The organism is Streptomyces katrae (assembly GCF_000717655.1).
In the GTDB taxonomy this organism is placed as follows: Bacteria; Actinomycetota; Actinomycetes; order Streptomycetales; family Streptomycetaceae; genus Streptomyces; species Streptomyces katrae_B.
This window is the reverse complement of record NZ_JNZY01000025.1, coordinates 55,491-79,030: the sequence shown is the minus strand read 5'-3', so window position 1 is coordinate 79,030 and position 23,540 is coordinate 55,491. Positions and strand designations below refer to the sequence as shown.

The 23,540-nt window shown below is 69.9% G+C and carries 19 protein-coding genes and 2 pseudogenes; 9 read left to right on the top strand and 12 right to left on the bottom strand.

The window, feature by feature from the left end:
* Positions 1–137: 137 nt before the first annotated feature.
* Entirely contained in the window at positions 138–752 is a 615-nt protein-coding gene (locus IF09_RS42025; protein ID WP_051832957.1) for a hypothetical protein, read from the top strand.
* A gap of 381 nt (positions 753–1,133) precedes the next feature.
* Here the strand turns inward: IF09_RS42025 and IF09_RS0127040 are convergent, their stop codons facing one another.
* Together IF09_RS0127040 and IF09_RS0127035 are read right to left on the bottom strand one after the other, a co-directional pair.
* Positions 1,134–2,711, bottom strand: a complete 1,578-nt coding sequence (locus tag IF09_RS0127040; RefSeq protein WP_030299852.1) for a M4 family metallopeptidase — start codon at positions 2,709–2,711, stop codon at positions 1,134–1,136.
* Positions 2,712–3,016: 305 nt separating this feature from the next.
* A complete protein-coding gene (locus tag IF09_RS0127035; protein ID WP_030299851.1) occupies positions 3,017–3,874 on the bottom strand; it encodes a class I SAM-dependent methyltransferase in 858 nt (285 codons plus the stop codon).
* A 115-nt stretch (positions 3,875–3,989) separates the two neighbouring features.
* On the opposite strand from IF09_RS0127035, the gene IF09_RS0127030 reads away from it, so the two are divergent.
* Positions 3,990–4,577 (top strand): TetR family transcriptional regulator, encoded by a 588-nt coding sequence (locus tag IF09_RS0127030; RefSeq protein WP_030299850.1) that lies wholly within the window; start codon positions 3,990–3,992, stop codon positions 4,575–4,577.
* A gap of 93 nt (positions 4,578–4,670) precedes the next feature.
* Here the strand turns inward: IF09_RS0127030 and IF09_RS0127025 are convergent, their stop codons facing one another.
* Positions 4,671–5,186, bottom strand: a complete 516-nt coding sequence (locus tag IF09_RS0127025) for a putative immunity protein (RefSeq protein ID WP_030299849.1) — start codon at positions 5,184–5,186, stop codon at positions 4,671–4,673.
* Positions 5,183–5,749 carry a putative immunity protein gene (locus IF09_RS0127020; protein WP_037636119.1) on the bottom strand — a complete coding sequence of 189 codons (567 nt, stop codon included), beginning with the start codon at positions 5,747–5,749 and terminating at the stop codon, positions 5,183–5,185. Before IF09_RS0127020 ends, IF09_RS0127025 begins: the two co-directional genes overlap by 4 nt.
* A gap of 43 nt (positions 5,750–5,792) precedes the next feature.
* Between IF09_RS0127020 and IF09_RS48320 the strand changes: the two are divergent.
* The 3 genes and pseudogenes from IF09_RS48320 to IF09_RS0127010 all read left to right on the top strand — a co-directional run.
* Positions 5,793–6,002: pseudogene (locus IF09_RS48320) on the top strand (MerR family DNA-binding transcriptional regulator); the annotation flags it as partial.
* Between the two features lie 362 nt (positions 6,003–6,364).
* Positions 6,365–6,616, top strand: coding sequence for a hypothetical protein (locus IF09_RS48315; protein WP_324606869.1), 252 nt, complete (start codon positions 6,365–6,367; stop codon positions 6,614–6,616).
* A gap of 340 nt (positions 6,617–6,956) precedes the next feature.
* Positions 6,957–8,249, top strand: a complete 1,293-nt coding sequence (locus tag IF09_RS0127010) for an ion channel protein (protein WP_030299847.1) — start codon at positions 6,957–6,959, stop codon at positions 8,247–8,249.
* Positions 8,250–8,410: 161 nt separating this feature from the next.
* On the opposite strand, the gene IF09_RS0127005 is transcribed toward IF09_RS0127010, so the two are convergent.
* Positions 8,411–9,697, bottom strand: coding sequence for a DUF2254 domain-containing protein (locus tag IF09_RS0127005; protein ID WP_078613483.1), 1,287 nt, complete (start codon positions 9,695–9,697; stop codon positions 8,411–8,413).
* Between the two features lie 258 nt (positions 9,698–9,955).
* Between IF09_RS0127005 and IF09_RS0127000 the strand changes: the two genes are divergently transcribed.
* Positions 9,956–11,806 carry a glycoside hydrolase family 15 protein gene (locus IF09_RS0127000; RefSeq protein WP_030299845.1) on the top strand — a complete coding sequence of 617 codons (1,851 nt, stop codon included), beginning with the start codon at positions 9,956–9,958 and terminating at the stop codon, positions 11,804–11,806.
* Between the two features lie 132 nt (positions 11,807–11,938).
* Here IF09_RS0127000 and IF09_RS0126995 read toward each other — a convergent pair whose 3' ends face one another.
* From IF09_RS0126995 to IF09_RS40690, 4 genes and pseudogenes are all read right to left on the bottom strand, one after another.
* Positions 11,939–13,714: a cation:proton antiporter gene (locus IF09_RS0126995; RefSeq protein ID WP_030299844.1), complete on the bottom strand. Its 1,776-nt coding sequence runs from the start codon at positions 13,712–13,714 to the stop codon at positions 11,939–11,941.
* A 141-nt stretch (positions 13,715–13,855) separates the two neighbouring features.
* Complete coding sequence (locus IF09_RS42020; protein WP_267882182.1) at positions 13,856–14,158, bottom strand: universal stress protein; 303 nt, start codon at positions 14,156–14,158, stop codon at positions 13,856–13,858.
* 619 nt (positions 14,159–14,777) lie between these two features.
* Complete coding sequence (locus IF09_RS0126980) at positions 14,778–15,467, bottom strand: hypothetical protein (RefSeq protein ID WP_030299843.1); 690 nt, start codon at positions 15,465–15,467, stop codon at positions 14,778–14,780.
* 158 nt (positions 15,468–15,625) lie between these two features.
* Positions 15,626–16,506: pseudogene (locus tag IF09_RS40690) on the bottom strand (2-hydroxyacid dehydrogenase).
* 1,101 nt (positions 16,507–17,607) lie between these two features.
* On the opposite strand from IF09_RS40690, the gene IF09_RS0126965 reads away from it, so the two are divergent.
* Positions 17,608–17,958: a MerR family transcriptional regulator gene (locus IF09_RS0126965; protein ID WP_030299841.1), complete on the top strand. Its 351-nt coding sequence runs from the start codon at positions 17,608–17,610 to the stop codon at positions 17,956–17,958.
* A 1,013-nt stretch (positions 17,959–18,971) separates the two neighbouring features.
* Here IF09_RS0126965 and IF09_RS0126955 read toward each other — a convergent pair.
* Entirely contained in the window at positions 18,972–19,553 is a 582-nt protein-coding gene (locus IF09_RS0126955; protein ID WP_158710068.1) for a hypothetical protein, read from the bottom strand.
* A gap of 497 nt (positions 19,554–20,050) precedes the next feature.
* Entirely contained in the window at positions 20,051–20,659 is a 609-nt protein-coding gene (locus IF09_RS0126950) for an ATP-binding protein (RefSeq protein WP_234321165.1), read from the bottom strand.
* 150 nt (positions 20,660–20,809) lie between these two features.
* On the opposite strand from IF09_RS0126950, the gene IF09_RS0126945 reads away from it, so the two are divergent.
* Positions 20,810–21,412, top strand: coding sequence for a TetR/AcrR family transcriptional regulator (locus IF09_RS0126945; RefSeq protein ID WP_030299838.1), 603 nt, complete (start codon positions 20,810–20,812; stop codon positions 21,410–21,412).
* A 240-nt stretch (positions 21,413–21,652) separates the two neighbouring features.
* On the opposite strand, the gene IF09_RS0126935 is transcribed toward IF09_RS0126945, so the two are convergent.
* The gene (locus tag IF09_RS0126935; RefSeq protein WP_234321164.1) at positions 21,653–22,156 is read right to left on the bottom strand and encodes a DUF402 domain-containing protein; all 504 of its coding nucleotides are present in this window, start codon (positions 22,154–22,156) and stop codon (positions 21,653–21,655) included.
* Positions 22,157–22,630: 474 nt separating this feature from the next.
* Here IF09_RS0126935 and IF09_RS0126925 point away from each other — a divergent pair, with 474 nt between their 5' ends.
* Complete coding sequence (locus IF09_RS0126925) at positions 22,631–23,539, top strand: AraC family transcriptional regulator (RefSeq protein ID WP_267882181.1); 909 nt, start codon at positions 22,631–22,633, stop codon at positions 23,537–23,539.
* The last annotated feature ends 1 nt before the right edge of the window (position 23,540 follow it).

Genomic DNA, 23,540 nt, shown 5'->3' with positions numbered 1-23,540 from the left:
CTTTCTCACCCGGCACACCGCTCGTCGCCGAAGCGGCGCGAGAAACGGTCGCCGAGACCGCCGCTCGACGGTTGCCGGCCTGACTGTCAGATCCGGCGTCTAGCCTGCCGGTCATGGGACTTCATATTTCAGTTGGCATGCTCCAGAACATGGCCGGCGTCGGGGAGCACGAGGCGCTCGTACGCTGGCAGCAGAGTTTCGACCTGCTCGGCCAGGCCTTGGCCGATGAGGGAATCGTCTGGCAGGAGCCGGCGTTGGACGAGCCGTCACGTCTGCATTTCGTGAGTTTCCCCACCAGCCACCTGCACCACCTGCGCCGCGTCTTCGTACTGGCGGCCCGGGGCGAGACCGTCACGCCCGCATCAGCCACCAGCGCTGAGCAGTACCAACGCGACGAGGACAAGGTCTTCGACGAGTCAACGATGATGAGCTCCCACCTGCTGTGCCACTCGGACAGCGCGGGCTTCTACGTGCCGGTCGACTTCGACGATCCACTCTTCCTGCCGGCGGAGAAGCAGGTGGAGGGCGGCGGGATGGTCGGTTCCAGTCAGCAGCTGCTCACCGAACTGTGCGGCTTCGCTTCCGCCATCGGAGTCCGGCTCGACCGGGACCGGCACCTCTCAGACGAGGAGAGCGCCCGCCTGGACACCGCATCCGACGACCTCTTCCACATGGAGAGGTCCGCCTGGCACCAGCTGTACCAGGCGTGCCGCACGAGCATCGCCACCGGTCGCGCTGTCGTGTTCCACTGACCGGACCGGGGACCGGCTCCCGCAGTACCCGCCGGGCTGGGAGGGCGGGCGCCGCTGTCGCTGTCGGACGCGATCGACCTGAGCCCGCTCCAAGCAGAACCTGTATAGGCAACCGCCGGCGCAGGATCAGCGGGTACGAGCCGGCGCCCCGACCTCCTGGACACCGAGACGGCGTCCAGGAGGACCGACAGCAGGGCACGAGCAGCGGCGCCCCGGACCAGGTTTCGGTCATGGGTGCGGCAGCGTTGTACTCGAGGACAGTGGCGAGCCGGTCGGCTTCCTCGCCCGTCTTGGCGGCGTAGGCGCGGAGCGCGGCAGCAACCGCCGGCTCGGGCTGCTGCCGCAGGTGCTGGTGGGGGCCGAGGTATGCCGTTCAGTCCGTCAGTTGACGTTGACGGCCTTCCAGGCGGCTGCGACCTGCTGGTACTCGGTGCCCGTCGAGCCGTACAGGTCTGCCGTCGCCTGCAGGGTGGCGGTCCGCGCCCCGGCGTAGTTGGTGGTCGACGTCATGTAGGTCGAGAGCGCCTTGTACCAGATCTTGTAGGCCTTGGTCCGACCGATCCCGCTGACCGTCGAGCCGTCGTACGTGGGCGAGTTGTAGGAGACACCGTTGACCGTCTTCGCACCGCTGCCCTCGGAGAGCAGGTAGAAGAAGTGGTTGGCCACGCCCGAGGAGTTGTGCACGTCGAGCCGGCCCACGTTCTTGGACCAGTAGTCGGCCGAGGCCCCGTCCTTGCTGGGCTGGTCCATGTAGCGCAGCGGCGTCCCGTTGCCGCGGATGTCGATCTTCTCGCCGATCAGGTAGTCACCGACATCCGCGGAGTTGTTGGCGAAGAACTCAACCGAGGTGCCGAAGATGTCGCTCGTGGCCTCGTTGAGCCCCCCCGATTCGCGGCTGTAGTTCAGCTTGGCCGTGGCGGCGGTCAGGCCGTGGCTCATCTCGTGGCCGGCGACGTCCAGGGAGGTGAGCGGCTTCTGGTTGTTGGCGCCGTCGCCGTACGTCATGCAGAAGCAGCTGTCGGACCAGAAGGCGTTGACGTAGGCATTGCCGTAGTGGACGCGGGAGTAGGCGGCCTTGCCGTCCCCGGCGATGCCGTTGCGGCCGAGTTCGGACTTGTAGAAGTCCCAGGTCACGCCCGCGCCGTAGTGGGCGTCCACAGCGGCCGTCTGACGGTTCGACGGAGATCCGTCGCCCCAGTTGTCGTCCGCGTCGGTGAACAGGCTGCCCGTGGCGGTAGACGTGGCACCGTTCAGATCGTAGGTCTTGTGGCCGCCGCGGCCACCGTCGGTCAGGCTGTATGCCGACCCGCTCTGGGTGGTGCCGAGCGTGACGGTGCCGGAGTACTCGCTGGTACCGGTGCCGGATTCGATGGCCTCGTACGAGTACAGCTCCGCGCCGGTGGCGGCGTCGGTGATGACGTGGCGCTCGCTGGGGGTACCGTCGTGCTGGTTGCCGGTGACGACGGCCTCGTAGGCGAAGACCGGGTTGCCGCTCGCGGCCCAGACCACCTGGCGGGCACCGGCGGGTGCTGCCTTCAGGGAGGTGCGGGCGGCTGCCGGGGCTATTCGCCCCTCGAGGCCCTTGGTGGTCTTGCGGCTGCCGTCCTTCTTCTGGTGGACCACCAGATCGCCGCCGAGCACCGGCATTCCCGCGTACGTGCGCTCGTACCGGGTGTGCACCGTACCGTCGGCGTCCTTGATCACATCGCGGGCCACGAGGCGCTCCTCGTCGGCCAGGCCGATGGCGCGCGCGGTGTCCGCCGCCGCGTTCTGGGCCGTGGTGATCGCCTGGGCGCGCGCGTCGGCCGTCAGGGCGAGCGCGGTGGCTCCCGCCTCCCGTTCGGCCGACGCGTTGGCGGAGCCGCTCTGGACGGAGATCGCGACCATGGCCGCGGAGGCGACGACGGCGGCGGCGCGCAGCACTCGGGTGCGGCTGGGGGCGGTGCGGGACGAGGACATGGGGAGGGTCACTCCTGCTCCTTCAATTGCCGTGGGGGGTTCAGGCCGTTGAGATTGCCAGGAGAGAGCGCCTGATTGACAGGTCTGCAACAAGTATTTGACCAGTTGTTGTCCGGAGAGAGAGGAGCGATGTTCGCCCAGCGACCAAAAACGGAACATTCCGCTTCCCCGGACGCGGCGGCGTGCCGAGTCCGGAGAAGCGAACGCGTGCCATGGGATGCCGGGGATCTGACGGGCCGTGAACACGGCGCGCACGGCGGCCGCCGCGCCCCGTCCTGATCGGCCTGCGGCCGGGCGGGCTGCGGTCAGTTCCGCGCGGCCCCGTCGCGTACGGCGGTGACCAGCCAGGAACTGCTCCGCAGCCACACCGCGCCGTTCGTCTCATGGCGCTGCAGGGTGGCCGTCAGCGCCTGGCGCGCCTCCACTTGCCCGGGCGGGGTCACCTGGTCGAGCAGGTGGCGTCCCGGGCCGGAGTCCAGCAGGAACGCCGCGGCATCCGCCGCGTCAACGCCCCACTTCCCCGGGACCTCGATGCGCTGCACGTCGACGTTGGCGAACCCGGCGGCGCCGAGCAGGTCGTGGATGCGGTCGGGATCGGTGAGCGAGAACATGCCGGGACCGCCGGGCTTCCCGAAGGCGCCGAGCGGCAGGATGCCCTCGAGCGAGGCCAGCGCCTCGAGCCACTCGTTGGCCTCGGCCTCGGCTGCGCAGATGAACGCCAGCCGGCCGCCGGGGCGCAGCGCGTGGTGGAGGCTGGTGAACGCTGCGCCGGGATCGGTGAAGAAGGTCATGCCGTAGCGGCTGATGACCGCATCAAACCCCTCGGCCTGCAATGGGTGGACCTGGGCGTCGCCCTGTACGAAGGCTACGTTCGCCACCCCTTCGCGCAGGGCGCTCTCGCGGGCCTTGTCCAGCATCGGAGCCGACAGGTCCAGTCCGAGCGCCCGCCCGAGCCCGGCGCGCCGGGCGGCGAGGCGGGTGGTGCGGCCGGCCCCGCAGCCGACGTCCAGGACGGAGTCGGTTGCGGAGATGTCCGCGGCGTCCAGGAGGGGCTGGTTGAAGCCGTCGTTGACGGCGTCCCACCGCTCCTGGCTGCGCGCCCACTGTGCGCCCTCGTATCCGTTCCACGCCTCAGCCTGCGCGGTGTTGGCGAAGTGACCCATGGCGAACTCCCTCCCGCCGGGGCGCGGCACGGCGCCCCGGCCCTAATATGGGCAAGTGCCCAAACAGTATGGGCGTGTGCCCATACTTGCAATGGGCCGAGGGAAAGGGGCTGTTGTGTCACCTCGTGGAGTGGCGATTCCGGATTTGCGCGAGCGGCTGTTCGCCGCCGCGGAGCGGGTGGTGGTCCGCGACGGCGCCGCGGCCCTGACCAGCCGCGCGATCACCGCGGAGGCGGCCTGTTCCAAAGGCGTGCTGCACACGCACTTCGCCGGCCTGGACGAGTTCGTCGCCGAGCTGCTCCTTGACCGGTTCGCCCGCAGCGCCCGCCAAGCCGAGGCGCTGCAGGCCAAGGTGGGACAGGCCGGCGTTGCCGACAACCTCCAGGAGGTCGTCCTCGCCCTCTTGGACTCGCTGCCTCCCGCCCTGGTGGGACTGGCGATGACCCGCCCGGCAGCCGCGCTGCACACCCGTGAGGGCTTCCGGTCCGGCGCGCCCGCGTTCGATGCGATCCAGCACGCCTTCACCGTCTACCTGCAGGCGGAGCAGCGCGAGGGCCGGCTACCCGCAGGCGCCGACGCCGAGACCATCGCGCTCGCGCTCGTCGGCACGACCCACCACCTGCTGATGACCCGCAGTCCCGGACAAGGTGAGGATGCGAAGGTGACCACGGCGCGGCTGCTGTCCGTACTCCTCGGCTGCTGATCAGCCGCCGCTGCCGTAGTCCTCAGTGCCGGGTGTCCCTTGCGGACCACCCCCTCGCGTCTTCAACGAGGCCGCCGCCTGCACGGTTCGGCTTCAGCAGTCGAACACCGACCAGCAGATGACGTTGCGTAGCCGCTGGTCATCGAGTACGAGCTCGCGGATCGCCTCCGGGAGCTGATTGCGCTGCCACTGGCACTCGAGTCGTCCTGCGGTCTCGCTCTCGCCTTCCGGTGCCGCTGCACGTGCGGCCTTGATCGCGTAGGCGGCCGCGCCGAGCTCGTGCGCGGCGACGTGGGCGACGGCCCCGGCCTGTCCGGCGGCGTAGGCGGCATGCCGTGCTGCCCCACGCAGGTCTCTGGCTGCCCCCATCGCATGGCCGCCCGCCGCGCGAGCCTGCATCATCCTGACCTCGCCACGCACCCAGGCCCGCACATGCTCGATCGCCTCACGCGGTCGCGGGTCCCCAGGCTGCGCCGACTCGAAGAGGCCGAGGACGTGCTCGGCACAGGCGGCAGCCCATAGGGCGAGGAGACGGTGATCCGCATCAGTGAGAGTCCCACCACGGCGGATCGTCACGAAGCGGGGGTCGCGGACCTTCGGGAGGATCATGACGTGCATTCCCTCCTGCGCACGGCCCCGCTCGCTGCGGTGTGCCCTGCCGGCCGGTCAGCCGCCTGGCGCAGGGAATGATCCAGAATGCACATCAGCCGGGCGACACGACTGCTGCCGCCTGTCGCCGGCGGGTAGCGGGAGAGCACATCGATGAGCACCGTTGTCGCACGCTGCCGCGAGCGTTCCAGCAGGGCGTCCCCGATCGCGGGATCTCCGCCCGCCTCCATCTCCCCGATGCGCGCAGCGCTCGCGCAGCCCCGCAGGATGTGTCCGACCTGGCCAGCCTGGGCGATGGGGTGCAGGTACGCGGCCGATGCGGCGTCACCGGCGCATCGCGCGGCCAGTCGGGCGGCTTCGGAGGGTGCGGACCGGGCGGCTCGGTGAGCGTCGCGGGAAGTGACGCGTTGCAGTTTCGTCCTGGGGGCACCGTTGATGAACGCCCAGGCCGCGTCGATCGCCGCCCGGGGGCGCGGATCATCGGGAACGGCCTGCTCGAAGACCGGCAGGACGTCCTCTGCGTGCCCGACCACGTAACGCGCCACGACGCGCAGCTCGTCCATCGTCAGATCGAAGTCTCCGGACACGGTGTGCGTGCTCTGTGTCATGAGCCTGAATCGTATCCTTGAACACCCGGTGGAGACTTTCCGACGAAGTCTCCCCTCACCTGCGAGGGAACCCTCAAACGGAGGTCACATGCGGCCCGTGGACCTGGCCCGCCGCCATGGCCTCTCCCCGCAGGCGGTCCGCAACTACGAGGACGCCGGCATCATCCCGCCGGCCCACCGCAGCCGGACGGGGTACCGGGACTACACCGCCACTCATGCCGCCGGCCTCGCGGCCTACCTGGCGCTCGTCCCTGCCTTCGGCTACTCGACGAGCCGACGCATCATGCATGCCGTCACCGGCGGCCGGCTCGACCAGGCACTGGAGTACGTCGACGACGGGCACGCGCTCCTGGCGCGCGACCGCAACACGCTACAGACCGTCGAAGCAGCGCTCTCACATCTCGGAGTCTCCACTCCGGACGCAGCGGCCAGCGCGCGGGCGCCGTACACCATCGGTGAACTCGCCGGCCGCCTCGCGCTCAACCCCGCCACCCTGCGCGCCTGGGAACGCGCTGGAGTCCCACCCCACCCCGTGACCCGCGCGGGCACCGCCAGTACCTCGCGCAGGACGTGCGCGACGCCGAACTGGCGCACCTGCTGCGCCGGGGCGGCCAGCCCCTGGGCACCATCGCCACCGTCCTCGGAGAACTCCGCGACGCCGGCAGCCTCGATGCGCTGGCCAAGACCCTGGAAGGGTGGCGGCGCGACCTCACGTCCCGCGGAATTGCCCAGCTGTACGCCGCCGGTCAGCTATCCAGCTACCTCAACTCCTTGGACGGATCGGCGAGAACCGGCCCGGCCCCAGAGCACGGACCCCACTGAGTGCATCCGGAACCACGATTCAAGCGCCGCCGGCACGGACGGTCGCAGCCGTCCGCGGGTGCAAGGCGCCCGCTCAGCCGGCGCGGCGTGGGGCGGTTGCCGTGATGCGCATGGCTCGGCACCACCCCGCACCCCCACCGGGCGGGCGGCAGACCTCGCCGGCGTCGCCCGGACGGCAACCGCCGCGCCCGCCAGCAACACTTGGTGTCCGCCGCCGCATTTATGGCTGTTCGCTGTCGTGGGTGGCCTGCGCCCACGGCGGCATCGGGCGGGCGTCCGGGTCTTGGGCGTGGCGGCGGTGATTGCTCCTCGAAGACATTTCGGTGCATATGCTGTTCAGGTGGTCACTGATACCCCGTCATCCGGCCCACCGCCCGGCGTCCCCGAGACCCCGCTCCGAGTGCTGCTGCCGCAGATTCTTCCCGCGCTCGTGATCGGCGTGGCGGCGAGCTTGCTCTACCTCGGGATCAGCGAGCTCTCCGAGCAGCTCAAGGACGTGGTGTGGGACGCCCTTCCGGACGCGCTGGGCATCGGCGGCTACTCCTCGCTCTGGATGATCGTCGTGCTGACCGTGACCGGTGTCGCGGTGGGACTTGTCGTGTGGAAGGTTCCGGGGCATGCGGGCCCCGATCCGGCTTCCACCGGGCTCGAAGGTTCCCCTCTGTCTCCGGCGGTCGTGCCCGGTCTGTTGTTGGCGAGCACGCTCGCGCTGGCTGGCGGTGTCAGCCTCGGCCCGGAGAATCCCATCATCGCGGCCAACGTCGCGCTCGCCTACTGGCTCGGCCGCAAGGTGGCCCCGACCGTGCCCGGCGCGCTGTGGGCCATGCTCGCCACCTCCGCCACCATCGGCGCCCTCTTCGGCACCCCGGTGGCCGCGGCCCTGGTCGTCTCCGAGGCCCTCACCAACCGTCCGGCCGGCCGGGGCTCGCTGTGGGACAGGCTCTTCGCCCCGCTGGTCGCCGCCGGGGCCGGGGCGATGACCACCTCGCTGCTCACGGACTTCACGTTCGACCTGTCGTTGCCTCAGGTGACCGACCCCGCATGGGGCGACCTGCTCGCCGCGATGGTCGTGGCCACCGCCGCGGCCCTGTTCGGCCTCCTCTCCTGCTACGCCTTTCCTTACGTCCACGGCGCCTTCCGGCGGCTGCGTCACCCGATGCTGATGCTGCCCCTCGGCGGTCTGATCCTCGGCCTTCTGGGCGCGCTCGGCGGGCCTCTGACGCTCTTCAAGGGCCTGGACCAGATCAAGGACCTCGCCTCGCATATCGGCGGCTGGTCCTCCGGCGATCTGGCGAAGATGACCGTGGTCAAGCTCGTCGCCCTGGTGATCGCCACCTCGTGCGGCTTCCGGGGCGGCCGGATCTTCCCCGCCGTGTTCGTCGGCGTCGCCTTCGGCATGTTCGCCCAGGCGCTCGTGTCCGAGATCCCCCCGGCCGTCGCCGTCTCCGCAGGTGTGCTCGGCGTGCTGCTCGCGACCACCCGGCAGGGCTGGGTGAGCCTCTTCACCGCCGCCATCCTCGCCCCCCAGCCCGCGCTACTTCCTCTGCTCTGCCTGGCCTCCCTGCCTGCCTGGCTGATCGTCACAGGCCGTCCCCAGCTCGAATTGGACGAGTCCGGCGCTTCCCGGCACTGAACGTCCGTGCCTGACCAGGTCGCGGAAGATGGCGCGAGGGCTGTTGGTGGCGGTGCCAACGCACCTTCGGCGCGGTCTTGGCGAACGTGTCGGCGCTGAGGCCGTGGCAGTCACTGCACTGAGCTGTCCTCCTGGAGGGGGACCGCAGAACGTGCAAGGCGTCAGGACGAGTGCTGTCCGCCGATGCCCTGCGAATCGGCCTGCTGGGCGATGGCCCGGCGGGCCGGGTCGGTGAACTCCCGTTCGACCGACTCCTGCAGCAGGCCCAGCTCTGCATGCACCGAGGGGTGCCGCTGCGGGGGCAGGACGTCGAGGAGGCCCTCGAGCACGGCGCGGATCCTTCGGCAAATCTGGACGGACGACTGCCCGTAGTCACGGATCTCGCAGACGGCGAGCTGGAGGTAGTCCTCCCAGTCCCGGCCAGGGAGCACGAGCCGGGCGTCCCCGTCGCGATCGGCCAGAACGTAGCGCCCGGGTAGGCGCGTCTTTCCGACCGTGTGCAGGAACCACTCGATGTAGTTGACCACCTGCACGGCGGTCGTCGGGTCGTTCACGGCCGGGGACAGAGCCCTGATGGCGATGTCGACGAGGATCCGCAGTGCGAAGGCGGGGTCTTGTTCGATGGTGCGCTCGACCCCCAGGGCGACAAGACGGGTCACCCGTTCCGGGTCGGGTCTGGACGTGCCTCCGTGGACCTCGACGAGCACGCCGCCGGGCGGTACGAAGTCTCCGATCAGCCGGGTCACGACGAAAACGCACTCGTGGCGCGCTGCCTCCGCAACCAGCCCGGTCACATTGAACCCCTGGATGGCGCCTCCCCGTACGGTACGCACGCGCATCACCGGACCGTCGGACGGCTCGGCTCCCTCTTCACGCGGCGCGGCGCCCCGGATCGCCGCCGCGCCGCTGGTGAACACGGCCCCTCCCATGCTCGTGACCAGCTCCGCGATGGCCACGGGTCGGAGACTGTGGGTGAACCGGTTGAGGTAGATGAGCAGGAGCACGAGGCTGACGGCCACGGCCGCGCCGGCCAGGGTGACCCCGAGGTCGGGGACCGATGCGGATTCGATGCTGCGCAGGAGGGAGAAGGCGAACGTGAACGTGGCGGTGAAGGTCGCCAGAACCGCCTTCTGCAGCCGGTCCCGGTACCAGAGGCGCATGTACCGGGGAGAAAGGGTGCCCGTGGCCTGCTGCACGACGAGCACGCCGATGGTGACGACGAATCCGAGCAGCGCCACCATCGCCCCCACGATGGCGGTGAGCACGCCGCTCGCCGTCGTCGAGGAGTAGCGCCAGCCGCTCGGCGGCCAGTCCTCGCCATCGGCGGCAATCGCGATTTCGGCGAGAAGGACGCCGAAGACGAGACCGAGCGTCGGCACGATCCACAGGCTGGACTTGACGTATTGCCGCAACCTGAACCTGGCTGCCCAGGACGTCATGACACCCATGCCACGCCCCTTCGCGGGAGGAGTCAGGTGCTCGTAAGGCGCGACGGAACGTCTCGCTCCCTCGGACGGATCGCCTCTCCCTCACGGTAGGGCGATTCCCGGCCCTGCGCAGTGGCAGTCTGCCGTCGCCCCGCGCCACTCCCTCGCCAGGACGGACCGACGCCGTCGGCCTAATCTGAACGAGTGCCGTGGGGTCCACACCTATCCGGGGAGTGAAGGCGGCCCGGCCGCGGTCGACCGGTTGGAAAGGGGTCCATGATGGACGACTATCCCCTGATCGAGGACCACGGTCTGATCGGTGATCTGCAGACCGCGGCGCTCGTGACGACCGAGGCGACCATCGACTGGTTCTGTTGCCCGCGGTTCGATTCACCGAGCGTCTTCGGCTCCCTGCTCGACCGGAGCAAGGGCGGCCACTTCACTGTGCGGCCGGCTGCGGAGACCTACACGACCAAACAGCTCTACCATCCGGACACCGCCGTTCTGGTGACCCGATTCATGACCGAGGCCGGGGCGGGGGAGGTCGTCGACTTCATGCCGGTGACCGGAACGACCGCCACCGACCGGCACCGTCTCGTCCGCATGCTGCGCTGTGTCCGCGGCAGCATGACGTTCGAAGGGGAGATCGCTCCGCGCTTCGACTACGGCCGCAAGCCGCACGAGCTGCACATCCTGGAGCACGGCGCCCTGTTCAGTTCGCCGGACCTGAACCTTGCCGTCCATGCGGTCCGCGAGCCGCAGGACGAGCGGTTGCTGAGCATCCTGTCGGGCGAGAACGACCTGCGCTTCTCCCTGAGTCTGAGGGCGGGGCAGCAACGCGGACTGATCATGGAATCCTTCCCCGGAGGCCCGCCGCACGAGGTCCGGGTGGAGGAGTTCGAGCAGCTCTTCCACGAGACGGTCCGTTTCTGGCGCTCCTGGCTGAGTCAGTCAACGTACTCCGGCCGCTGGCGGGAGTCGGTGGAACGTTCCGCCATCACGCTGAAGCTCATGACCTACGCGCCGACCGGCGCCCTGGTGGCCGCCCCCACGGCGGGGCTGCCCGAGCAGCTGGGGGGAGAGCGCAACTGGGACTACCGGTTCACCTGGATCCGTGACGCGTCGTTCTCGGTGTACGCCCTGCTGGGCCTCGGTTTCACGGAAGAGACCTCGGCGTTCATCAACTGGCTGCACGACCGGGTGAAGCAGGAGGCCGGAGGACAGGGAAACGGCTCCGGGCCACTGAACATCATGTACCGGGTCGACGGCTCCTCCGACATGGTGGAGGAGACCCTGGACCATTGGGAGGGGTACCGCGGCTCCGCCCCGGTCCGCATCGGGAACGGAGCAGCGACCCAGCTGCAACTCGACATCTACGGTGAGGCGCTCGACAGCATCTACTTCGCGCACCAGCACGGCCTGCACCTCGACCACGGGGGCTGGAAGGCCCTGCACACGCTGCTCGACTGGCTGGTCGACCACTGGGACCAGCCCGGGGAAGGATTGTGGGAGACCCGGGGCGGCCGGAAGGACTTCACGTACGGCCGCGTAATGTCCTGGGTGGCCTTCGACCGCGCCCTGCGCATGTCCTACGACGATGGCCGTCCGGCAGCCGGTGGCCGCTGGGCGGACACCCGCGACGGCATCTACACACAGGTGTTCAGGCAGGGCTGGGACCCGAAGAAGCAGGCCTTCGTACAGCACTACGGTGACGACGTGCTCGACTCTTCGCTGCTGCGCATGCCGACGGTCGGCTTCATCACGCCGGACGACCCCATGTGGAAGTCCACCCTGGACGCGATGGAACGCGAGCTGGTCAGCGACAGCCTCGTCTACCGCTACAACCCCGAGGCGTCACCCGACGGGCTGCGCGGCTCCGAGGGAACCTTCTCCCTGTGCACGTTCATGTACGTCGACGCCCTGGCCCGGGCCGGACGTACCGACATGGCCAGACTGGTGCTGGAGAAGATGCTCACCTACGCCAACCACCTGGGCCTGTACTCCGAGGAGATCGACCTGACGGGCCGGCAGCTGGGCAACTTCCCGCAGGCCTTCACCCATCTGGCTCTGATCGATGCGGCGATCACCTTGGACGCGATGCTCCGGGGCGCGGGGAAGGGCAGACGGTGAAGGGTCTCGCCACAGGGCCCGCGAGCGGTCATCCAGCGGCTGCGGCCGCTCCGGGCAATCGAACGACCGGTCGCCGTCGCCCCACCAAGCCAGGCGAGGTCAGGTCAAAGGCGTCGAGCCACGGCACGGGTCTCACTCTCCGGCGGCCGTCGGGACGGGACCGAGGAGGACGACCGTGTCACCCGTCTGCGGGGTGGCCGGTTCCCTCTCCGTGACGGGATCCAGCCGGTGGTCGGCCCGCACCACGAAGAGGGCGTCGTACTCCGGCGGCAGCGGGCCGGTGGCCGGCTGCACCACGAACCGGGCTCCCCGCCCGTAGCGCTCCGCGAGGACGTGCCGGACGAGGGAGCGGCCGAAGAGGATGTCGCCGCCGGTGTACGGAGCCACCACGCCGTGGCTGTCGTGCGGCGGCCCGACCCGGTAGACGGGCCCTTCGACGTTGTCCTGCATCACGATCGACGCGAGCGCGTTGAAGTCGTCGTCGTTGGTGGCCAGGAATACCGCGGTCACGCCCTCCACACGCGCCCCGGGGTTGATGGCCGTGGCCAGCAGGTCGCCTGTGGCCAGTTCGAGGCCCGCTCCCTTGATTCGTTCCCGCTCCTCGTCGAGTCCGGCCCACATCAGCACGTCGAGGCCGGCGGAGCGCAGAGTCCTTCCCAGGTCGACGACCCACGGCGCGCCGCCCACCAGGAGGACGCGCCTGCCCTCCTCCTTGACGACGCCCAGCCGTCTGGCCATCGGCCCCGCCGTCAGGGCGTACAGCAGAACGGTGCCCACGATCACCAGGAACGTGACCGGCAGGACCTTCGCCGCCCCGGCCACCCCGCGCTCGACCAGGCCGGCGGAGAAGGCCGACGCCGTCGCCGCCGCGACGATGCCGCGTGGGTCCATCCACCCGACGAAGGCGCGCTCCCCCCGTGAAAGATCCGTGTGCGCCGCGGCGCCGAAGGCCACGAGCGGTCGGACCACCAGGACGAGAATCGCGATCAGGCCGAGCGCGGGGAGGAGCACCGGCACGAGGGACGCCGGGGTGACGGTGGAGGAGATGGAGATGAACAGCAGTCCGATGATCAGCTGGACCAGAGTCTCGAAGAAGGGCCGGCGCGAGGGCATGTCGAAGCCGCGGATGTTGGCCGCGGCGAGTCCCACCAGGATCGCGGCGATGAGCCCCGTGTCGTCCCGCAAGACGTCGCAGCCCGCCGATACACCAATGACGACGGCGAGTTGTGCCAGCGTGCCCAGGGTCTCGCCGAGTCGCAGCGTGCGCAACGTGAACCACAGCAGCGCGGTCCCCACGGCCCCACCCACCAGCCCGAAGGCAAGACTGATGAAGAACTGGCCCAGCTGGTAGCCCCGGCCGATGTCGATATGGTGCGAGGAGGCGACCGCGTGGAAGGTGAGGGCTCCGAGGATCGCCCCGATCGGGTCGGTAAGCGTCCCCTCCCAGATCAGGATGCGCCGCACCTTGTCGCTCGGCCGCACGGAGTCGAGGATCGGCCCCACGACCGTGGGCCCCGAGACGACGAGGATCATGCCGAGCATCGCTGCCACGCGCAGCGGCATGTCGAACATCGCCGGCGCCACCGCCCCTGTGACGAGGAAGGTGAGCAGCACGCCGTACACCAGCAGCCTGCCCACGATCCCCCGCGTGTGGTGGGCGAGCTTGCGCAGGTCGAGTCCCAGACCGGCGTCGTAGAGGATCACCGCGACCGACAGCGACACCAGGTTCGAGAAGTCCGGCCCCAGCAGTCTGTCCGGGTGGACGACGTCCGTCACGGCGCCGGCGGCGAATCCGACGGGAAGCAGGATGATCAGGGCGGGGACGCGCAGTTTGCTGGCCAGGATCTGCGAGCCGGTGGCGAGCACCACCGTCAAGGCGAGTCCGAGAAGAATCTCGTCGTCGGTCACAGCGGGTTCCTTCCTCTGATCCGGACGGAGGGGCTTCCGGTGGAGGTCCGGCCAGGGACGACTTGTTGCATGCTGCACGTCCCTGTGGCCGCAGCCGCGTGAGCGGGGCGGATGCCTTGCCGAGCTCCGGTCCTCGGTCCGTCAGGTGTGCGGAACGACGGCCACGGGGCAGGAGGCGTGGTGAACGAGGGCGTGAGCGACCGAACCGACGTGGGATCCCTTGGCCGCGCTGCGCCGGCCGACGTCCACGAGACGCGCGTCGTAAGCGGCTTCGACGAGGTGCTCGACTGCCCGCCCCGGAGCGGAGACCTCGGACACTTCCACCGCCGGAAACTTGTCACGGAACGGGCGTACCGCGTGTGAGAGCGCCGACGCCATGTCGGCGTCCCCGGCTGCTTTGTGGCGCCGAGTGAACGGGCGTGCCCTGTATGCACGGAAATCCACCTCCACCGCGGCAGCCAACAGCACGCTGTGGGGGGCCGTCCTCGATCTCCTCGGCGGCCCGGTCCAATGCCGCCACACTTCCCTCGGAGCCGTCCACTCCCACGATGACAGGCCGTGACATGCCGCTCTCCTCGCTTCGGGGCTGTCGTCAACGGGCCATCACATCGGCCGCGCATGGGCACCCACGCCCGAGACACTTGGGAAGGAAGCTATCGAGCCGCAGAAACGCCGTGGGGCACCGCGGTCGCTGGCGCTACCGAAGTACCCCGTCTGGCCGACCGCACCGACCCGGCGGCGGGCAGGTCGTCGGCCCGTACCGGATACCACCTTCGGGCGCTCTGGGTCCTGCGACAGCTGGAGAGGTGATCAAACGGGTGGTCGCTCTCGGTCGGTCCCGGCGCGGGCTGACCGGCAAGGTTCACGTGGCCCGCGACGGCTCGGGCCGACCGCTCTCCTTCGTGCTGACGGGCAGGAACAGCAACGACTGCACCCAGTTCACCGCCGTGATGGAGGCCATACGGGTTCCCCGCGACGGGCCGGGCCGGCCACGCGTGCGGCCCGGCCACGTCATCGCTCCTGATGCGGGCGTGACACCTTGACGACAACTCCCAGCAGGTTGTCAGGCGAGGACGTTCACGGCGCGGGCGATCACCAGCCCGAGAATCAGAAGGGAGAGGAGGGCCTGGACGCTCATGACGATCTTGGCCCACGGGGCCAGTGGCATGACGTCGGTCGGGCTGAAGGCGGTCGCGTTGGTGAGTCCGAGGTAGAGGTAGTCGATGAAGCGGGGGCGCCAGTCGGCCGCAGCCAGTGCTGGGTTGAAGTGCTGGGGGAAAGCGAGTGCCGGGGTGGGAGGCATCTGGTGGGCACGGACGGCGGCCCCGCCGCCGTCGAGCTCGTAGTACAGCAGCGAGAAGGCCAGGACGGTGCCCACCCACACCGTGCCCCCGGCCTGCAGCAGGCTTGAGGCGGATGCGGTCTCCGGCCCCCCGTGAATGAGGTCGTCGACCAAGTGGGCGGTCGACCAGACGGCACTGAGCGCAAGGGCTCCGACCAGGGTGATGGAGACGGCGCGCAGGAAGGCGGAACGCCGGTCGATGCGACCCGGGTCGCCCGCGATCAGCGCCAGCAGGAGCAGCCCCTCGACAACGGGGAATACCCAGCGAGGTGCCATGCGCAGGCTGTCGGGGAGCAGCACGGTCAGCACCATCGCAGCGATGACCGCCGCGGCCATCGGCCAGCGGGATTCGCCGAATGACTTGTGTGATTCCTGGCTCCCGGTCTGCTCGGGAGAGTGATGTCCGGTCACGTGGCGGGCCTTTGCAGTGTCATCGCTCCTTCGTCCACCGCGCCGGGGGACCCGCACCAGGTGACGCGCGCGGAGTCGGTCGGCAGGGATTGCTCGTGATGGGTGGTCGCTTCGCCTCCGGCCGGAATCGTGGTCCCCTCGCGACGACCGGTCCGAGATCAGGGCCTGCGGGGCTGGACGACGTTCTGCAACGGCTCTCCGGCGAGGTGGTTCAGGATCTGGGTGCGGATCAGCCGAAGCGCCCGCGGCACAAAGGCCGAACTGTTGCCTCCGACGTGCGGACCGATCAGGGAGTTGGGTGCGTGCCACAGCGGATGGCCGGGCGGGAGAGGCTCCGGGTCGGTGACGTCCGAAGCAGCGTGCAGTCTGCCGGCCATGAGCTCGGTGAGCAGTGCGTCGGAATCCACGACGGCGCCTCTGGAGACGTTCACCAGCAGGGATTGATCCGGCATGAGGGCGAGAAACCGCGCATCGACCAGGCCGCGTGTCTCTTCGGTCAGGGGGACCGTGAGGATCACGACGTCGGCTTGGGGCAACAGTTCGGGGAGCTCGCCGAGGGGGTGGACGGTACCGAACGGGGCTGAACGGGCTCCGCGGGCGACTCGCAGGAGCTGGCACTCGAAGGGGGCGACCCTGTCCTCGATCGCGGCGGCGATGGAGCCGTGGCCGATGAGCATGACCGTACGGTCGGCCAGCGCGGGACGGTAGCCGGTCCGCCACTCCTCGACTCCTGACCGCGCACGAAGTCGGGGATGCCCCGCAGTGACGCGGGAGCGAGCGACACGGCCAGGTCGGCGGTGCTGGCGTCATGAACGCCCCTGGCGTTGCAAAGTGTCACACCGGCGGGAACGAATTTCGCGAGGTCGTCGACGCCCGCTGAGAGGGACTGGACGACTCTCAGCCGCGGCGCGCTCGCGAGGATGGGTACAGCAGCATCGGTGCAGCCGTAAGGGATGACAAAGAACTCCACCGTTTCGAGGCTTTCCGCGTCCGGCCGGCCGGTGCCATCCCACACCGTGACCGGCAGATCATCGGGCATGCCGTGCACGTTTGCTGCCGGATACGGCAGCAGGAAGCGGGCGGGACGGTCCGAGGAGCTCACGGGCTGAACCTAGACCATTCACCATAAATGACCGGAACGGACTCGACCGGCGTGGTCCGCCAAACCTCCCTTCGGGCGAGGTGGGGACGGCATGGCGCCTGTGGCGGCCGCCGAGGCACGGTTGCAGCACGGCCGGGTCCTCGATGGCGAGCTGGTCGTCTGGGACGTGGAGGCGGGCCGGCTGGTGGACGGCGACCTCGATCGTGCCGGGGTGGGCGGCGAGGAGGAGGATGTAGGCGCCACCACCGTGGCGCAGAGCGTGGGTCACGAGCTCGGAGACGACCAGGGCGACCGTGTCGGTCTGCTCCGGTCCGGTGGCCGACTGCCCGAGGTCTTCGAGGAACGCCCGGGCGGCCTGGCGCGCCTCGGCGGCGGCGGACAGAGAACGAGGGCCTGTGCGCTCGGCCCTCATCGTGGTCGTCGCGCGCTCCGGGCCCGTTGTCGGCGTCCGGCCCTGCCTGCCGGCGCTGTGCCCCCGCCCGCAGCCGTTGAACCCGACTGCACCCGATTACCTCAGTGGCATGTGCACGAAAATCTACGTCGGCAAGAGTAGACATTGGGCAGTGGTGTGATTAAGGTTTCTCTTGTAGCCCAGTCAAGAAGGCCCGGCAGAGATGAACTGCCGGGCAGTAGTACCCGTAGTTGCAGTTGTTGGACGGTGCGGTGGTGGAGTTCCGAAGCCAGAGCGGTTGCAGGACGGCGACGGGACTGACGGCCGGACCGGGTGGCCCGCAGTGATCAGGGGCCGCCCAGGAAGTACCGCGAAGCAGTTGATCATCCGAGGGACGAACGGAGGAATCGGGCGCCATCAGGATCGCCCGGGCGGAAGTCTGAGCCCGGGTACCGCAGGACATCGATAGTGAGGTGGTCTCCGGTCAAGCAACTGCGATCCCCGCAGCCCCGACAGCGTCTCGGTCGGGTCCGCGGACACAGGAGGCCGGCGCAGTATCAGGGCCGGCAGATGGTGTAGTAGTTCCTTCGGGGCCCTGGTGCCGTACGGCACTAGGGCCCCTCCACGCGTTTCATGAGAGAGGTGCAATGACAGCAGAGAACCCGACCGGCCCGCTCGGCGGTCACCTGGACGACGACGACTTCCCCGCCTACACGATGGGCCGGGCCGCCGCGATGCTCGGCACCACGCAGGGCTTCCTCCGCGCCATCGGCGAAGCCCGCCTCATCACCCCGCTCCGCTCCGCTGGCGGCCACCGCCGCTACTCCCGCTACCAGCTGCGCATCGCCGCCCGTGCCCGGGAACTCGTCGATCGAGGCACCCCGATCGACGCCGCCTGCCGCATCGTCATCCTCGAAGACCAGCTCGAAGAAGCCCAGCGCATCAACGCCGAGTACCGTCGCCAGGCCGACGCGTCCGCGGGGCCGACCGCGGTCTGAAGAGTCGGGCTCGCCCACTTGCCCGCTTCACTCGTCGCTCGCCGGCTCGCTGGGCCGGCGGAATCGCCAAGGCCGGGCACGCCACCGACGCCGGTCGGACGACCGGCAGGGAATCGGATGCGCGCGGCCCGTGCCGTATGGAGCGCGTGGGTCAGGTCGTTGGCCTTTGCCGTTCGTTGATCACTTCGGCTGGGTTCCGGGGGATCTTCCCATTCCCGACCTCAGGTAAGGGTCCCTCCATACGCACGAAGCAGGCCGTCGCGGCCGCCGTCGCCCTCCTGGCCCGCATGGGCACCGCTTCCTGCGACGACGGCGCAGGACCATCCGGGAGCCAGAGTGACCAGGGGCCCTCCGGCAGGAACGGGGGGCAGGCAGGAGGCGGCTCGGACGGTGACGGCACTGCGGACACGGGCGGCCGGGTAGAAGCCCGGCTCGCCAAGGTGGCCCGTACGGACGAGCTGGTACGGCTGATCAGCAACGCCACGACCTGCACATCCGCCCCACGAAGCCGAAGGACACGACCTTCGGACCCACTGGTTCATCGGCCAGAATTTCGCCGCACGGATTTTCGCCACCGGCAGCGACGAGAGAGACATGCTGTCCCGCGGCACGCTCGTCTTGAACTGCGCGCCCCACTACGCGGCTCCGCCGCAATCCACCACCCAGCAGGCCATCGTCGAGGGCTGCATCCTGACCAACTACGTCGACGCCTGACGAACCGGTGACCGGACCCGGGCGGGCGCTCCGGCGAACCTCCCACGGGTACCGGCAAGCTGCCGAGGGCGGAGGAGCGGCCGGTGGCCCGGTCCAGGGAGGTGGAGAGCCCCGGTGTCCTGGCGGGCGGTCCGGCCCTGGAGTGACAGGTACGACGGTCGCGGATACGGCTGCATTACCGGCTGTGCGAGGAGCGTGGCGGTTCAGACACGAAGGTCGCGGAAGGCCTGGCTCCTGGCCTGCATCTCTGGATGTCGGTCCGGGTGGACGGGTCCACGTGCCGTCTTCTCTGTGAGGGGTCAGCCGATGCGGATGGTGATCTCGGGGAGGGGTATGTCGGAAAGGTTCAGCTGGAGCCCGGTCAGGCTCAGGTAGGTCTGCGAGTCGGTCAAGGTGGAGGTGGTGGACGGCGCCTGGGTCTTCCCGCACGTGCTCACGAGCAGGTGCCAGCCCCCGCGTTTGTAGCTGCGGGAGGCGTCGGGGCGATCGCCGTTCGGGTTCAGCGTCCAGCCCTGGCGCTCCAGGTCGGCGCAGATCATGTTCATCTCCGACTGTGCGGCGGTCTTCTCGCGGACGGCCATCCAGCCCGTCCTGTTCGAGTTGGCGCCGGCCGCGCCGGTCGGGCGGCCCTGCGCCGGGTCGAGGCCCGCCGCGCTGACCGCGGTCCGGATCACCTCGTCCACGGCGTCCCGTGTGAGGGGCGGTGACGTGGACTCCGGTGTGGGCGCCGCCGTGGACGGGGACGGCGTGGGCGCGGGCGCGCCCAGGTGGATGCGCCCGGCGTCGTCTATCTGGATGCGGTCCGGCAGGACCACGGCGGCCAGACTCACGATCAAGGTCGCGGCCAGCCCGATCCACACCCTTTTCAACAGCGCGTTCAACGCGAACCCCCCGAGTGATCATTCAGAGGGAGTCTCACACATACGGCTCGGCGCCCGGCAGCCATCAAGGAGCGGGGCCACCGGACGGTTCCGTCTACGACGTCGGGGTGCGAGCTCATCACCGACGCCGTGTTGAAGCCGTCGCCGCCTCCGCCGGGGGAGTCTTGCCGCTGGGGCAGCCCCGTGTCCGGGCCGTACCGCGGGCCAGCTCGGCCGCCGGAAGTTCAAGGAGCTCGTAGCGGCGGGCGGGATCGCGTAGATCGCCGTTACTCCAAGGCCGACCGTGGTCGCACTGAGAGATTGGCGCTCGCCGACCAGACCGATGCTCCGCCCTTGGCCGGCGGGGCGATGCTGCTGCGGAGCGCCGGGGTGATGCCGCCGCCACTGCTCCGCCGCCCAGGGCTACCTTGCCGACGCCGTGCTCCCGGCACGGGCGGGCGCCATCGGATCCTTCGCGGAGGTGGACCTCGAGGGTGGGGCCCTACCGCCCTACCGCCCTACCGCCCTACCGCCGTGGCGGCATGGCTTTGGTGGGGGAGGGGCAGTTCGAACCATGTCGTTTTGCCGGTGAGGGTGCGGTGGCTCCCCCAGTTGTGGGCGAGGGCGTCGACGAGTTCGATGCCGCGTCCGTTTTCGGCGTCGGCGGGGGCGGTCCGGCGGGTCGGGCCGATCGGGTCGGCGTCTTCCGCTTCGCACCGCAGGAGGCTGCCGTGCACGTGCACGCGGAAGCCGATGGGACCGCGGGTGTGTCGCAGCGCATTGGTGATGAGCTCGCTGGCCAGGAGCTGAGTCGTGTCGACCAGCTCCTCGAGGCCCCACGCGGTCAGCTGGGCTGTCAGGCGGCGCCGCGTACAGCCGACCGATTCCGGGGCGCGCACAACGGGCCAGGACGAGTTCCGGGTGACGGCGCGGTCGAGCCTCGCGCTGGGCGGGTTCAGGACACGCCCCCACAGGGCCATCTGCCGCGCGGCCCATGCCGGGCGGGTGAGGTTCTGGTAGGGCGCGCCGTGAACCGAGTGCGAGCGCAGGCATCCGCGCCTCGGAGTCCGGGTCTTCTGCGGTCCGCTGCGCCGTGCCTCTGCGTGGTCGGTCTGCCGGCCGGCCATGCGTGATCATTCCTTCCGGGTTGGTCGGCTGGTGCCGCGTCGCGTGGCGACTCCCAGCGGGTACATGTAGCACTTGCTACATTTAAATATACACGTAGCACCCGCTACAGTAAATACCTCGCATATCGGGCGTCGAGGATGCGGAGTGACATGGCGCGTACGGCTGACCAGGCGAAACGCGACCACCTGCTGAGGCAGGTCCGCGCCTACGTGGCCGAAAACGGGCTGGCGGACCTCTCCCTGCGCCCGCTTGCCAAGGCACTCGGGACCAGCGACCGCATGCTCTTGTACTACTTCGGCAGCAAGGAGCAGCTTGTGGCCCAGGCGCTGGACCGTGACGAGGGGCGCCCGCTGCTGGTCCTGCGCCGGGCCCTCGACGTCGCGGGCGCGCCGACGGACCCGGCAGGCATGCGGGCGATGCTGGAGGAAGTCTGGCGCCAGTTCACCACGCCGCCCGAACGGCGGGACATCCTGCCGGTCACCTTCGAGGTCATGACCGCAAGCGTGCTCAACCCCGACCGGTACGGCCCGGTGATGCGCAGCCTCCTCACCGAATGGAGACACGTTCTGGCCTGCGCGTTCACGGGCCTGGGCATGCCCGATGACAGGGCAGATGCCGAGGCCGCGCTCCTGGCCGACTCCCTGCTGGGGCTGCTGCATGCACCCCTTGCCGACGGCGACTGGGACCGCGCCGCAACGACTTTCGAAACCCTCCTCGACCGCCTCGAACCCGCCTGGCACCCCCTCCGCTAACGGGCCGTGCGCGCTGGTCCGGACGGGGCGGGCGGGCTGGCTGTCAGGGGGTGACGATGGGGAAGAGCCGGTCCGGGCTGGTGGTCAGGGAGAGCAGGCGGCGCAGCAGGCCGGGATCGCCCTCATGCTCGGCCGCGGATCCCACGCCCGCTACGGAGACGGCACCGTCCGACCCGCCACCCTCTCCACCAGCGTCAAGCAGACCAGGGGTAACACCCTGTTGCGCGATCCGATGCGGGCCTATTCGATGAGCCCGAGCCAGTGACGGTACGCCGAGGCGAAGGGTTCGACGCCAGCACCATCACCTTCGCGACGGACCCTCTCCATCAGCCAGTCGCATGTCTGCCGGGCCGCGGCCGCGACGCTGTCGGGGTAGCCGTAGCGCATCCGCCGTTCGGCGAACTGATCCTCGTCCTCGACATGGGCCTCGCCACCCCGGGGCCGCACGACATCGAGATCGAGGTCCACCATGCTCACGACGGTCCCGTCCGCGTTCCACTCGGGAACGGTGCACACGTCGCAGTACACCTCCGGACCCGGGTCCGCACAGAACGTGGCCGTCCACCACCCACCGCGTGGGACCAACACCACGTACGCGAACCGGCCTGGCCGCTCGCCCGTGGACGAACTGACGGGGACACCCTGCGCCGTGCCCAACCACACGCCGTGCTCGTCTTCGCCCAGCCGGACAGCAGTCCACCGCGCGCTCAGACTGCCGTCGTACTTCCGGACGTCGACCAGCACGGAAGTGCTCTCTTTGACCATCCCAAAACGCTAACCCGCCCGACGGCTTCAGCCAAGCTGCCCGCGCCACAACCGGCTTCGCGGGCCAGCAGGCGGGGGGCGATGGCCTCGACCGAGAGGCGGCGTAAGGCGCGGCGAGCCGGGTCCGGTGACCGTCGCGTTTCACGCGTCCCGGCCTTCACAGGGTGCGGAGCGCTGCCCCGCACCGCTGGCACCGCTGTTCGTGGAGTGCAGGGGGATACCAAGGCTCGCCCGGGCCGGTCGGTCGGTAATGGGAGTGCTCCATGGCGTCGGTATCCAGACCGCAGAGGGTCTGCGGGAGTGGGTCTTCGGGCGTGTCGGGGTCCGCGCCCGCGGCGTGGACGCCGCGTACGACCGGCTCCACGCCGTCCGGTCCGATGGCCTGGTCCGGTTCGAGTTCGAACAGCACGATGATCCGGCGGCTCCGGTTCCTGGGTCCCGCCCACCGACAGGCTGGAGTTCGGCGAGATGCGCGCCCTGTGGGACGCGGTGCTCGCCGCCCGGGACGCCGACCCGCACACGGGGCTCCTCGTGGGCGACCGCATCCGGCCGGAGGGCCTGCACATCCTGGGCCACCTCGTCCTCACCTGCGCCAGCCTTGCGGACGCCGCGGAGGCGGCCGAGCGCTACCACCCCCTGGTGAGCCAGGCGGGCACGGTGACCCTGCACCGCCGCAGCGGCGCCAGCCGGATCTGCTACCGGCCGACCGTCGACCCGGCGGACATGCACCCCCAGCAGGTGGAGGCGATCGTCAGCAGCATGGTGCGAGCCGCCCGCTGGATCGCCGGGGACGAGTGGGCGCCCCTGGCCGTGTCGTTCGCCCACCCCCTTGCGGGGTCGCCCGAGTCCTACGTCCGCGTCCTCGGCTGCCACGTCACCTTCGACGCCCCGGAAAACGCGATCACGGTCGCCAACGAGGACCTGGACAGGCGTCGCCCCCTGTACGATCCGGCGCTCAACGCCCTGCACCGGGCCTACGCCGACCGGCTTCTGCACGAGCTGTCCGCGGTCGCCACGGTCGCCGAGCGCGTAGGGCAGTGGCTGGAACACGCCGCACTCGCGGGAGCGGGCCCCGAGGGTCCCGCCAAGGAGCTCAACCTCAGCGTCCGGACCCTGCGCAGGGCCCTGCACACGGAGGGCACGACGTGGCGCGCGCTCCTGGACGCGGCCCGCCACGGCCGGACCCGGCGGCTGCTGGAGACCACAGCCCTGCCGCTGGACCGGATCGCCCCCCTCGTCGGTCTGAGCGGCGCGACGGCCCTGGTCCGTGCCTTCACACGGTGGGAGGGCAAGCCTCCCGGGGCGTACCGCAACCGGCACCGGCCCGCGTCTCCGGATCGCGGCGGGGCCGACGGCGGGTGAG

Bases quoted from the DNA above. Each gene is read 5' to 3' on its own strand.
- IF09_RS42025 (WP_051832957.1), top strand. From the start codon at position 138: ATGCTCCAGAACATGGCCGGCGTCGGGGAGCACGAGGCGCTCGTACGC.
- IF09_RS0127040 (WP_030299852.1), bottom strand. From the start codon at position 2,711: ATGTCCTCGTCCCGCACCGCCCCCAGCCGCACCCGAGTGCTGCGCGCC.
- IF09_RS0127035 (WP_030299851.1), bottom strand. From the start codon at position 3,874: ATGGGTCACTTCGCCAACACCGCGCAGGCTGAGGCGTGGAACGGATAC.
- IF09_RS0127025 (WP_030299849.1), bottom strand. From the start codon at position 5,186: ATGATCCTCCCGAAGGTCCGCGACCCCCGCTTCGTGACGATCCGCCGT.
- IF09_RS0127020 (WP_037636119.1), bottom strand. From the start codon at position 5,749: ATGGACGAGCTGCGCGTCGTGGCGCGTTACGTGGTCGGGCACGCAGAG.
- IF09_RS0127005 (WP_078613483.1), bottom strand. From the start codon at position 9,697: ATGGGTGTCATGACGTCCTGGGCAGCCAGGTTCAGGTTGCGGCAATAC.
- IF09_RS0127000 (WP_030299845.1), top strand. From the start codon at position 9,956: ATGGACGACTATCCCCTGATCGAGGACCACGGTCTGATCGGTGATCTG.
- IF09_RS0126965 (WP_030299841.1), top strand. From the start codon at position 17,608: ATGACAGCAGAGAACCCGACCGGCCCGCTCGGCGGTCACCTGGACGAC.
- IF09_RS0126950 (WP_234321165.1), bottom strand. From the start codon at position 20,659: ATGGCCGGCCGGCAGACCGACCACGCAGAGGCACGGCGCAGCGGACCG.
- IF09_RS0126945 (WP_030299838.1), top strand. From the start codon at position 20,810: ATGGCGCGTACGGCTGACCAGGCGAAACGCGACCACCTGCTGAGGCAG.